Genomic DNA, 11,615 nt, shown 5'->3' with positions numbered 1-11,615 from the left:
GCGATGGTCACCGCGGTCGCCTCCGGGCGCGCGCGCAGGGGCAGGGCGGTCGGCGCCGTGGCGGGCACCGCGGGCGCGGCGGCGGGGGAATCGGCCGCGCCCTCGGCGCGCGCACCCGGCGCCAGCGAGTCCAGTGCCGGGGCCAGTTCGCCATCGCGCGCGGCGATGCGGGCCTCGACCTCCCGCGCCAGCGCCAGGTCGCGACCGGCCTGGGCGCGCAGCGTCGCGAGCTCGGCCTCGGCCTGCGCGGCGGGCAGCGTGCCGGCGCGGGTCGCCTCGCGGATGTCCTGGGCGCGGCGCAGGCGGCAATCGAGCAGGAATTCCGCGGCGTTGCGGGCAAGGTCGAGGTTCTCGTTCTCGCGCGCCAGGTCGCCGGCCACGGCGCTGGCAAGCGCGGCATCGTCGCCACCCGCGCGCCGCTGCTGCTGTTCAAGGTACGAGCCCACCGCCGCCCCGGCCAGCGCGCCGGCGGCCAATCCCCCCAGGATGGCGGTCGACCCGGGCAGCGATCCGCCGCCGATGCGGATGCCGACGCCGCGGCCCGCCACCGCGCCCAGCGTGCCGACCGCCGCACCCGTGATCACCGATGCGGCGAACAGGCTGCGGGCCCGGGCGAAATTCTGCTGCTGGCCGGCGCAGGCGTCACCCGCTTCGGGCGCGAAGTCGTTCGCCGCCGTGGCCGCGGGCGGCGCCGGGGTGCAGGCGCCGGCCAGCAACAGGCCGGCGAGAGCGATGCGCGGCAGCGGCCGCCGGGCAGGGGCAGGGCGCATGGCCGGGTGGCCTCCACGCAACGTGAAAGCCCAGGCTGGGCCGCATCGCGCCGCCGCGCAACCGGGCGCGGCTGAGGCCGCGCCGCGCCCCCGTCAGGTTCCGAGTTCGAAGCCGCCGGCCGACACCACGCGCTGGAAATCGCCCACCGCCTCGCGGAAATTGTCGCGGCGCACGATGTTGGTCGACGCCAGGGTGCGGACCCGCCCGGGCGCCGTCGCATCCAGCCCGGTGGCGAGGGCCGGCATGGCGATGGCGCGCGTCTGCGCCGCCGGGATCGAGAAGACCGCGACCGGCGCATAGCCGAGCGGCTGGCCCGCGGGGGTCTCGACGGCGACGAAATCCGGGTTGCGGGCGGGTAGCACGCGCACCTCCTGCCGCGGCGCGACGGTGGGGGTCGGGGCGGGGGCGGCGGCTGCGACCGGCGCGGCCTGCAGCGGCACCGGCCGGGCCGGGCGCACCACCACCGCCGGGCGCGGCGGCGGAGCCGGGGGCGCGCCGGGGGCGACCGCCGCGACGCCGGCATCGAGGTCGACCGCGCGCGCCTGCACCCGCTGTTCGATGGTGCGGCTGAAGGCGAGTTCGCGCTCCGCCTGGGCGCGCATCGCGGCCAGCTGGGCGGCCGCCTCCTGGCGCTGGATGGCGCCGGCGCGGGCGGCTTCCTGCACGCGCCGCGCTTCCCGCAGGCGGCAATCCATGACGCCGTCGAGCGCCGCCTGGGTCTGCGCCAGGCCCGCATTCTCGCGGTCGATATCGTTGCCGATGGCAGTCGCCAGCGCGGCCTCGTTGCCGGCTGCCTCGCGCCGCCGCTGGTCGAGGTAGGCGACCGCGGTGACCGCGGCGGCCGCGGAGGTCGCCGCCCAGACCAGGCCACCCACCACGCCGGGCCGCGTGCCCAGCACGCCGCCCGCGCCGACCACCGCGACGCCGCCGGCGACGATCGGCACGGCGAAGAACTGGCCGGAGCGGTCGAGCTCCGCCGCCTGCGCCCGGCAGGCGTCCGAGGCATCGGCGGCCGGCAGGCCCCCGCCCGAGCCGTCGGCGCAGGCCGTCAGCAGCAGGGCCGCGGCGACCGCGGGAGCGATGCGCGATGCGCGACGCGACTTCGACAGGCGCACAGGGTTCACCGACGCTTCCTCCGGAAATCTCGCAGCAGGGCGTGACTAAACTCCGCATCGGCGCGGCCGGCAACACGGCGCGCCGGCGCCGCGGTGCGCCACGTCACGCCGGTTTACGCCCCCCACGCGCCAGGGTTGCGCGGTGCTGGGCCGTGATGCGCGGAAATGGTGCCTTCACGCCGGCTGGTCGCGCAGGAAGCCCAGCGCGGGCAGGGGCGTCCATTTGCGCGGCAGGTCGGACCGGCGGATCGGCGCGACCGAATAATGCGGCACGGGCTTCTGCGCCCGCACCAGCCAGTCGGCATAGGCGCGCACCTGCTGGTCGCGCCACGCGCGGTCGTCGAGCGCCTGGGCGCGGGAGCGGAACACTTCCGCCACACGGCTTTTCCGCCCGACCGTCGCCACCACGGCCCAGAGCGTGTCGTCGTCGCCGGCGCGGACGCTGACCAGGATCCCCACGGCGGGAAGCGTGGCAAATCCCCGCCTTGCCGGTCAAGGGCGGCGTGCGCCGGCGGATGCGCCGCCGCCTCCGCGGCGCGATCCATGCCGCCGCTTCCGCGGCGCGATCTAAGCCGCCGCTTCCGCGGCGCGATCCAAGCCGCCGCTTCCGCGGCGCGATCCAAGCCGCCGCTTCCGCGGCGCGATCCAAGCCGCCGCTTCCGCGGCGCGATCTAAGCCGCCGCTTCCGCGGCGAGGCCAATCCGCTCCAGCGGGCCGAATTCGCGTTCCAGCAGCGGTTTCACCTGGCGCTGCCAGGCATCGATCGACCGCAGCGCGACCCCCGCGTCCATGTCCCCCACCTGCACCTGGAACAGGTAGTGGCAGGGGTTGGCGGCGCGGATCTCGGCGGCCAGGCGCGCCGCGACGGTGGCGGCGTCGCCCACCATCATGTGGGCGCCCATCTCCTCGATGCTCGGTTCGCCATCCCAGGTCTTCTCGATCAGCATGCCGCCATCCATCGCCTGTTCGCGACGGCGCAGCGATTGCGACAGGCGGATCTGCCAGCGGGCATTCTCCAGGAAGCGCGCGGCTTCCTGCGCGTCGTCGGTGACGCAGAACGGGCGCATGGCACCGAAGCGCAGCGTCTCGCCGGGCTTGCCGGCGGCGCGCCGGATGCCCTCGAAGCGGGCGCGCGCCGCGGCCAGCATGGCGGGGGTGAAGTGGCGCGGCGTGACCATGACCACGCAATCGCGCTCGGCGGCGTAGCGGTGCAGGTCGGGATTGTCGCCGGCGACCCAGATCTCCGGCATGCCACGCACCGGGCGGGGCGCGATATGCGCGACCGGCATGCGGTAATGCGGCCCGTCATGGGTGAAGGTCTCGGCGGCGAAGCCGGCCTCCATCATGGCCATGACCTCCAGCAGGCGCGGTGTCGATTCATCGAGCTCGGCGCCGAAGCGTTCGAATTCGTAGGGCTGGTAGCCGCTGCCGATGCCCAGCACGAGCCGCCCATGGGTCAGCGCATCGACCATGCCGACCTCCGCGATCAGCCGCGCGGGATGGTACAGCGGCACGATCACGACGCCCGAGGCCAGGCGGATGCGGGAGGTCTCGCCGGCCAGGCGCGCCACCATCATCAGCGGCGAGGGGCAGACGCAATAGTTGCTGAAATGGTGCTCGGCGAACCAGGCGATGGCGAAGCCGGCATCCTCGGCGGCCTTCACCTGCACCACCGTGCGGTCATAGATCGCCGCGGTGGAGGTGCCGGGCGTGCGGTAGCCCATCAGGTTGAACAGGCCGACATCCATGCTGCGTCTCCCCCTCGTGTTGCGGCGATGGTCCCGCAGGATGGCGCGGCGCTCAAGCCCGGCCCTTCGCGGCGTGCGGCGCGGGCGATAGGGTTGCGGCGACACGGGCAGGGAAAGCGCCATCCATGACAGCAGATCCGGGCGGTGACGCCTTCGATGCCATCGTGATCGGCGCGGGCATGTCCGGGCTGTACCAGCTGATCCGCCTGCGCGAACTGGGGATGCGCGCGCTGGTGCTGGAGGCAGGCACGGGTGTGGGCGGCACCTGGTACTGGAACCGCTACCCCGGCTGCCGCTTCGATTCCGAGAGCTACTCCTACGGCTATTCCTTCGACCAGGACCTGCTGGCGGAATGGGACTGGACCGAGCATTTCGCGCCCCAGCCCGAGACCGAACGCTACCTGAACCGCGTGGCGGACAAGTACGATCTGCGGCGCGACATCCGCTTCGGCGCGCGCGTGGCCTCGGCGCGCTGGGATGAGGCGGCGCGCAGCTGGTCCGTCGCGCTGGAGGATGGCACGCGCTTCGCCGGGCGCTTCCTGATCACCGCCATCGGCGCGCTGTCGTCGCCGACCATGCCCGGCTTCCCAGGCATCGAAGACTTCCGGGGCGCGTCCTTCCACACCGGGCTGTGGCCGAAGGAGCCGGTGGATTTCGCCGGCAAGCGCGTGGCGGTGATCGGCACCGGCGCCTCGGGCGTGCAGACCATCCAGGAAGTGGCCAAGACCGCGGCGCAGCTCACGGTCTTCCAGCGCACGCCCAACTGGTGCGCGCCGCTGCACAACGGCCCGATCACGCCCGAGGAGATGGCCGAGATCCGCACCCGCTACGACGCAATCTTCGCCCGCTGCCGCGAGACCTTCGCCTGCTTCCTGCACACCGCCGACCCGCGCAACACCTTCGACGTGACCGCGGAGGAACGCGAGGCCTTCCTGGAGAAGCTGTATTCCGAACCCGGCTTCGGCATCTGGGTCGGCAACTTCAAGGACCTGCTGACCAATCGCGCGGCGAATGAGGTCGTGTCGGAATTCATCGCGAACAAGATCCGCGCGCGGGTGCACGACCAGCGCGTGGCTGAGATGCTGATCCCGCGCAACCACGGCTTCGGCACGCGGCGCGTCCCGCTCGAGACGCGCTACTACGAAGTCTACAACCAGCCCAACGTCCTGCTGGTGGACAGCCGCGCGACGCCGATCGAGCGCATCACCGCGACCGGCATCAAGACCAGCGCAGCGGACTACGACGTCGACATCATCGTCTACGCCACCGGCTTCGACGCGCTGCGCGGCGCCTTCGACCGCATCGACTTCCGTGGCGCCGGTGGCGTCAGCCTGAAGGCGAAGTGGGAACACGGCGCGACGTCGCTGGTCGGCATGCTGCAGGAAGGGTTCCCGAACCTGTTCACGCTGCTCGGGCCGCACACGGCGCTGGGCAACATCCCGCGGTCGATCGAATTCAACGTGGAGTGGGTGAGCGCGCTGCTGCGCCATCTTCAGGCCAACGGGATCACCCGCGTGGAACCCACGCCCCAGGCCGTCGCGGCCTGGATGGACCACGTGGCCGAGGTGGCGCGCGGGTTGCTGTCCATGGAGGTCGATTCCTGGATGACCGGCGTGAACAGCAATGTCGCGGGCAAGCAGGTGCGGCACGTGGCGCGCTACACCGGCAGCGCGCCGACCTATCGCGCCTGGGCGGACGACATCGCGGCGCGTGGCTATGCGGGGGTTGCGCTGGACTGACGCGGGCGGGCCTTCCCAGCGCCGCGCCGCCGTTCCACCCTGGCGCACCGGGCAGGAGCATGGCGTGATCATCATCGGACGCGGCAGCGTGCAGCAGGAGGAATGCGACGTGATGGGGCACATGAATGTGCGCCACTACGTCGCGCGGGCGGCCGATGCGCTCGACTGGCTGATGCACGAGGCCGGGCTGCCGCCGTCGCGCCAGCGCCTGGCGGTGATGGACCAGCACCTGCGCTTCCTGCGCGAGATGTCGCCGGGCACGCCCTTCACCATCCTGGGCGGTGTCATCGCCACCGGCGCCGAGCGCATCCGCACCGTGGTCGAGATCCGCAACAGCGCGACCGAGGCCGCCGCGGCGACGCTGGTGACCGACCTCGGCCTGTGGGGCGCGCCGCTGCCGGCCCTGCCGGGCGCCGGGGCGCTGGTCGTCGCGATGCCGCCCAATGCCGGCCCGCGTGGCCTGGGCTTCGACCCGCCGCCCGCCTTGCCCGACCGCGACGCCGCCCGCGCCATGGGGCTGGCCGAAGGTTATCGCGGCGCCATCCGCCCGCATGAATGCGACACGGATGGCGTGATGCGCCCCGACGTCATCATCGCGCGCATCTGGGATGGCGTGCCGAACCTGCGCAACCGCGGCACCGGCCTGGGCATCAAGGAGGAAGGGATGGGTTCCGCCGCGCTGGAATACCGCGTGGCGCAGTTCATGCCGCTGCGCGCCGGGCAGTTGCTGACCGTGTGCAGCGGGCTGAAGGCGCTGGGCGAGAAGACCACCACCTGGACGCACCTGGTCCATGACGGCGAGACCGGCGCGGTGGTCGCGGCGGCGGAGGCGGTCGGCATCGCCTTCGACCTCAAGGCGCGCCGCGCGGTGGCGATCCCGGCGGAACGTCGGGCGGCGCTGGAGGCGCTGCTGGTGCCGGGGCTCGGGCTGTAGGGACCGCTGGGCCGGGCCGGTGCCGCGCGTCGGCGCATACTCGAACGGCGCCTCAGCGCGCAGCGCGTTCCGGCAGGGTCGGGCCGGGCAATTCGCTGCATTCCGCCAAGCCGTTCGGGATCTCGATGCAGCGAATGAGCGGCGCGGCCGCCGGAGGGGACGGCCCGGCGCATGCGGCCAGGCTCGCGAAAGCCATCGCGGCAAGCAGGCGGTGCATTCTTCGCATGCCAGGTCCCTTCGACGCGGCGTGATCATCCTGCGGGCGCAGGTCGCCGCGCAATCCCCGCACGCCACGCTGGCGAAGCCCGGGCCCAGCCCCTACAACCGCAGCCGCAGGCCCCGCAGCGGGTCAGGGAGGAGACACGCCATGACCGTCACCATCGCCCGCCGCGCCGCGCTCGCGCTGGCCGGCACCGCCGCCATCGCCGGCACCGCGCGCGCCCAGACCGTGACGCGCACCGCGCGCCTGGTCATCGGCTTCCCGCCGGGCGGATCGTCGGACGTGGTGGCGCGGCTCTATGCCGAGAAGCTGCGCGGGCGCTACGCGCCGCAGGTGATCGTCGATGGCCGCCCCGGCGCCGCCGGGCGCATCGCGGTCGAGGCGGTGAAGGCGGCCGAGGCCGATGGCACCACCTTCCTGCAGACCCCGGCCTCGATGATGACCGTGCAGCCGCATGTCTTCCCGCGCGAGGTGCGTTACGACGCGCTGACCGACTTCATCCCGGTCAGCACCGTGTGCTCCTTCCCCTTCGGCCTGGGCGTGCCGATGAACCATCCGGCGCGCACCATGGAGGAATGGTTCGCCTGGGCACGCGCGCAGCCGAATGAGGTGCCCTGGGCCTCGCCCGCGGCGGGGTCGGTGCCGCACTTCACCGGCATCATGCTGGCGCGCAAGCTGAACCTGCGCCTGACCCACGTGCCCTATCGCGGCGGCGCGCCGGCGGTTCAGGACCTGATCGGCGGCCGCCTGCCGCTGTTCATCGGCGTGCTGAGCGAGATGCTGCCGCATGAGGGCACCGGCGTGCGCATCCTGGCGGTCACCTCGGCCACGCGCTTCGCCAAGCTGCCCAACGTGCCGACGCTGGCGGAGCTCGGCCATCCCGAGCGCACCGCCGAGGAATGGTTCGGCGCCTTCGTGCCGGCCGCCACACCCGCGCCGGTGGTGGCGGGGCTGCATGCGGCGATCGTCGCGGCATCGCGCGAAGCCGACCTGGTGGCGGCGCTGGAGCGGCTGGAATTCACCAATGCGACCTCGGCCAGCCCGCAGGCCTTCGCCGCGCAGATCCGCGGCGAGCGCGACCTGTGGCGCGACGTGGTGCGCGAAAGCGGCTTCACGCCCGAATGACCATGCCCGCATGAGCGCGTTCACATGAACGCAGCGCCGCGCGAGATCCGCCTCAACGCCTTCGACATGGCCACACCGGGCCACATCCAGCAGGGGATGTGGACCCATCCGCGCGACCGCGCGACGGACTACCTGTCGCTGGCTTACTGGACCGGCCTGGCCCGCACGCTGGAACGCGGCCTGTTCGACGGGCTGTTCCTGGCGGATGTGCTCGGCGTGTACGACGTGCATGGCGGCAGCCAGGATGCGGCGGTGCGCGGCGGCGTGCAGATCCCGCTGCTGGACCCGATGCTGCTGGTGCCGGCGATGGCGGCGGTCACGCAACATCTTGGCTTCGGCGTCACGGTGAACCTGGCCTGGGAGCCTCCGGCCTTGCTGGCGCGGCGGTTCTCGACGCTGGATCACCTGACCGGCGGGCGGATCGGCTGGAACATCGTCACCGGGTATCTGGACAGCGCGGCGCGGGCGATGGGCCTCGATCGCCAGATGGCGCATGACGACCGCTACGACATGGCGGATGAGTTCATGGCCGTGGTGTACCGGCTGTGGGAGGAATCCTGGGCGGCGGATGCGGTGCAGGCCGACCGCGCGGCGGGCGTCTATGCGGACCCCGCGCGGGTGGCGCGCATCCGGCACGAGGGGCGCCAATACCGGCTGGATGCGCCGCATCTGGTGGAACCCTCGCCGCAGCGCACGCCGGTGCTGTATCAGGCCGGGGCGTCGGATCGCGGGCGCGCCTTCGCGGCGCTGCATGCGGAATGCGTGTTCCTGAACGGCGGGCCGAAGCCGCATGTGGCCGGGCTGGTGGCGGACCTGCGCGCGCGGGCGGCGCCGCGGCCGATCCGCGCCTTCCTGGGTGCCACGCTGATCGTCGGGCGCACCAGCGCCGAGGCGCGCGACAAGCTCGAGGACTACCGCCGCTGCACCAACGTCGAGGCCGCGCTGGTGCATGCCTCGGCCTCGCTCGGCATCGACCTGGCCGCGCTCGGCCTGGATGATGAACTGCCCACCGCGCCCGGCAATGCCATCCAGTCCAACGTCACCGCGCTGCGTGCCGCCGCGCCGCGAGCCACCAAGCGGGCGCTGATCGACCGCATGATCCTGGGCAGCCGCCAGCCGCCGATCATCGGCAGCGCGCAGGAGGTGGCGGCTGCGCTGATCGCCTGGGTGGACGATGCCGATGTCGACGGCTTCAACCTCTCGCGCACCGTGATGCCGGACTGCATCGAGGATGTGGTGGACCTGCTGGTGCCGGTGCTGCAGGACCGCGGGCGCTACAAGCGCGGCCATGCGCCCGGCACCTATCGGGAGAAGCTGTTCGGCGCCGGCCCGCGCCTGGCCGCCCCGCACCCGGCCGCGGCCGTGGCGCGCTGACTGGACGGGCGGCGAGGGCGCGCTACCTTCAGGCCAACCCCTGAAGGATCGACCACCATGGACGGAACCCAGATGCCGGCGGCCGCCGCCGCGCTCACCGCCCGCTACGGCGCCGGCGCCGAGCCCAAGGCCGGCCCCTGGAACGACACCATCGCGCTGCTGCTGTCGCATCGCTCGACCCGCGGCTTCAAGCCGGATGCGCTGCCCGATGGCACGCTGGAGACGCTGGTTGCCGCCGCGCAATCCGCCGCGACATCGTCGAACCTGCAGACCTGGTCGGTGGTGGCGGTGGACGACAAGGCGGTGCGCGCCGAACTCGCCACCATCGCCGGCAACCAGAAGCATATCGAGGTCTGCCCGATCTTCCTGGTCTTCCTGGCCGACGTGTCGCGCAACGGGCGCCTGGCTGCCGAGGCCGGCACGGAACTGGCCGGCATGCCCTATCTGGAATCCTTCCTGGTGGCGTCGATCGATGCCGCGCTGGCGGCGCAGAACGCGGTGGTGGCGGCCGAGAGCCTCGGCCTGCTGACCGTGTATATCGGCGCGCTGCGGAATGACGTGCAGCGCGTGGCGGGGCTGCTGAACCTGCCGCCGGGGGCCACGCCGGTCTTCGGCCTGTGCGTCGGCCATGCCGCGCCTGGGCGCGAGGGCGAGGTGAAGCCGCGCCTGCCGCAGGCCGCCGTGCTGCACCGCGAACGCTACGACGCGGACGATGCCGCCCATCGCGCCGCCTATGATCCGCGCATGGCGGATTTCTCGGCGCGCCACGAGATGGGCGCGACCACCTGGACGCAGCGCGTGATTGCGCGGCTGGGCACGATGAAGGCGCTGAACGGGCGCGACAAGTTGAAGGATGCGCTGGTCGCGCTGGGCTTCCCGCTGCGCTGACCGACGGCTTGCGCATGCCGGCGCCGGCCCGCTCGCCCGCCCTGCGGGGCCGCGCGCGCGCCGGATGTCGGCAGCGCGCGAGGGCGCCTTCCGATCCAGCCCCTGCCGCGGCGTGTGACCCGGCTGATTGCCGGGCCTGCCGCGCGCATGCTCCGCTGCCGGCATGAACAGCCGTCGCGAAGGCCGACCGGAAGGTGCTGGCCAATGGTGGATGCTGGCCGCGCTGGTCGTGGCCGCCTTCCTGATCCGCCTGCCGGGGCTGTTCGCGCCGGCGGCCTGGATCGACGAATCGGCCAGCATCGCCGTGGGGCAATTGCCGTGGTCGGTGGTGCTGGGCGAGATGGCGCGCATCGAGGCGAGCCCGCCCGGCTACTATGCCATCGCCAAGGTGATGGGTGCTGTCGCCGGGCCTGGCGCGGTGCCGCTGCGGCTGCTCTCGGCGGCGGCGGCGGCGCTGGCGGTGGTGCCGGTCTGGCTGTTCTGCCGGGCTGCCTTCGGGCTGCGCGCGGCGTGGCTCGGCGCGGTGCTGGTGGCGCTGAACGCGGCGCTGCTGCGGCTGTCGCAGGATGGGCGCACCTATGCCGTGCTGTTCCTGCTGTTCTGCTGCGCGCTGCTGGCCGCCTGGCGCCTGGTCGAGGCCGCGCGCGAGGGGCGGGCCGGGCTGGGCGCGGTGGCGGGGCTCGGCGCCACGCAGGGGGCGGTGCTGTGGCTGCACCACACGGCGGCGATCGGCAATGTCGGGCTGAACGTGTTCGTGCTGGCCGCGCTGCTGGCCGGGCGCGCCGGCGTGCTGCGCGGCGCCGTGCTGCTGGCGGGCGCCGATGCGCTGGGCCTGCTGGTCGGCGGCGCGCCGATCTATTGGGCGCTCGGCCACGCCCTGGGTGGCGAGTTCGTCATGGGCTGGCTGCAGCCGCCGAACCTGGTCGTCGCCGCGCAGGCCTATGTCTATGGCGTGGTGGCGCCCTTCCACGCGCCGCTGACTCTGGTGACGATCCTCGCCAGCGCGGTGGCGCTGCTGGGCGGCGTGCTGGCCTGGCGACGCCCGGGCTGGCCGGGCCGGGTCGCGCTCGCGGTGCTGCTGGGGGTGTGCGGGGTGCTGTTCCCGCTGCTCAGCCAGGCCTGGCCGATGATGATGGACCGCACCGTGCTGTTCCTGGTGGCGCCGCTGGCCGCCGGCGTGGCGGCGGGCGTGGCGCTGCTGCCGCGCGCGGGCTTCGCGGCGGCGGCGCTGCTGCTGGTGGGGTTGCACGCGCATGGCGCCGTGGCCTTGCGGCACTGGCCGGCGGAGAAGGAACCCTGGCGCGACGTGGTGGCCGAATTGCGCGCGCGCCTGGCACCCGGCGACCGCGTGGTGGTGACCGACAGCGTCTTCGCGCTGGTCTCGCTGCGCCTGGCGGGCGGGGGCGGGTTCGACGCGCTGGTGGTGCCGGCCACCTCGCGCCTCGAATCGCGCGCGGCGGTGCTGGTGGCGCCCGCGGCCGCGGTGTCCCCGGCGGGGCTGTGCGACAGGCTGCGCGGGGCGGGCCGGGTGTGGATCGTCACGCGCCCGCCGCCGGCCTCGGTGGCCGAGGATCCGCACTATTCCAGCCGCCCCGCGGTGCTCGCCGCGCTGCGCGACGCGGCGGGCGAGCGGGTCGAGCAGGTGCCGGCCGGCACGCTGCTGCTGGAGGCCTGGCGCGTGCCCGGCTGCTGACGCCCGCG

At 73.6% G+C, this 11,615-nt stretch carries 9 protein-coding genes and 1 pseudogene; 6 read left to right on the top strand and 4 right to left on the bottom strand.

What is annotated here, in order from left to right:
• From LQ222_RS22040 to LQ222_RS22025, 4 genes and pseudogenes are all read right to left on the bottom strand, one after another.
• Positions 1-770, bottom strand: a pseudogene (locus tag LQ222_RS22040) (hypothetical protein); the annotation flags it as partial.
• 93 nt (positions 771-863) lie between these two features.
• Entirely contained in the window at positions 864-1,895 is a 1,032-nt protein-coding gene (locus tag LQ222_RS22035; RefSeq protein WP_230169006.1) for a hypothetical protein, read from the bottom strand.
• A 165-nt stretch (positions 1,896-2,060) separates the two neighbouring features.
• The gene (locus LQ222_RS22030) at positions 2,061-2,345 is read right to left on the bottom strand and encodes a hypothetical protein (protein WP_230169005.1); all 285 of its coding nucleotides are present in this window, start codon (positions 2,343-2,345) and stop codon (positions 2,061-2,063) included.
• A gap of 212 nt (positions 2,346-2,557) precedes the next feature.
• Positions 2,558-3,634: an LLM class flavin-dependent oxidoreductase gene (locus tag LQ222_RS22025; protein ID WP_230169004.1), complete on the bottom strand. Its 1,077-nt coding sequence runs from the start codon at positions 3,632-3,634 to the stop codon at positions 2,558-2,560.
• A 125-nt stretch (positions 3,635-3,759) separates the two neighbouring features.
• Between LQ222_RS22025 and LQ222_RS22020 the strand changes: the two genes are divergently transcribed.
• The 6 genes from LQ222_RS22020 (at position 3,760) to LQ222_RS21995 (ending at position 11,607) form a co-directional block, all read left to right on the top strand.
• Complete coding sequence (locus LQ222_RS22020; protein ID WP_230169003.1) at positions 3,760-5,373, top strand: NAD(P)/FAD-dependent oxidoreductase; 1,614 nt, start codon at positions 3,760-3,762, stop codon at positions 5,371-5,373.
• A gap of 64 nt (positions 5,374-5,437) precedes the next feature.
• Positions 5,438-6,307: a thioesterase family protein gene (locus LQ222_RS22015; protein ID WP_230169002.1), complete on the top strand. Its 870-nt coding sequence runs from the start codon at positions 5,438-5,440 to the stop codon at positions 6,305-6,307.
• A gap of 367 nt (positions 6,308-6,674) precedes the next feature.
• Positions 6,675-7,652, top strand: coding sequence for a tripartite tricarboxylate transporter substrate binding protein (locus LQ222_RS22010; RefSeq protein WP_230169001.1), 978 nt, complete (start codon positions 6,675-6,677; stop codon positions 7,650-7,652).
• Positions 7,653-7,676: 24 nt separating this feature from the next.
• The gene (locus LQ222_RS22005) at positions 7,677-9,026 is read left to right on the top strand and encodes an LLM class flavin-dependent oxidoreductase (RefSeq protein WP_230169000.1); all 1,350 of its coding nucleotides are present in this window, start codon (positions 7,677-7,679) and stop codon (positions 9,024-9,026) included.
• A 57-nt stretch (positions 9,027-9,083) separates the two neighbouring features.
• Positions 9,084-9,914, top strand: a complete 831-nt coding sequence (locus LQ222_RS22000; protein ID WP_230168999.1) for an NADPH-dependent oxidoreductase — start codon at positions 9,084-9,086, stop codon at positions 9,912-9,914.
• A gap of 163 nt (positions 9,915-10,077) precedes the next feature.
• The gene (locus LQ222_RS21995) at positions 10,078-11,607 is read left to right on the top strand and encodes a glycosyltransferase family 39 protein (RefSeq protein WP_230168998.1); all 1,530 of its coding nucleotides are present in this window, start codon (positions 10,078-10,080) and stop codon (positions 11,605-11,607) included.
• The last annotated feature ends 8 nt before the right edge of the window (positions 11,608-11,615 follow it).

Origin of the sequence: Roseomonas sp. CECT 9278, from assembly GCF_918698155.1 — a bacterium.
Lineage (GTDB): Bacteria > Pseudomonadota > Alphaproteobacteria > Acetobacterales > Acetobacteraceae > Neoroseomonas.
This window is presented reverse-complemented; position numbering and strand designations above follow the sequence as displayed.

Coding starts and splice junctions, on each gene's coding strand:
- LQ222_RS22005 (WP_230169000.1), top strand. CDS start 7,677: ATGAACGCAGCGCCGCGCGAGATCCGCCTCAACGCCTTCGACATGGCC.
- LQ222_RS21995 (WP_230168998.1), top strand. CDS start 10,078: ATGAACAGCCGTCGCGAAGGCCGACCGGAAGGTGCTGGCCAATGGTGG.
- LQ222_RS22020 (WP_230169003.1), top strand. CDS start 3,760: ATGACAGCAGATCCGGGCGGTGACGCCTTCGATGCCATCGTGATCGGC.
- LQ222_RS22010 (WP_230169001.1), top strand. CDS start 6,675: ATGACCGTCACCATCGCCCGCCGCGCCGCGCTCGCGCTGGCCGGCACC.
- LQ222_RS22000 (WP_230168999.1), top strand. CDS start 9,084: ATGGACGGAACCCAGATGCCGGCGGCCGCCGCCGCGCTCACCGCCCGC.
- LQ222_RS22025 (WP_230169004.1), bottom strand. CDS start 3,634: ATGGATGTCGGCCTGTTCAACCTGATGGGCTACCGCACGCCCGGCACC.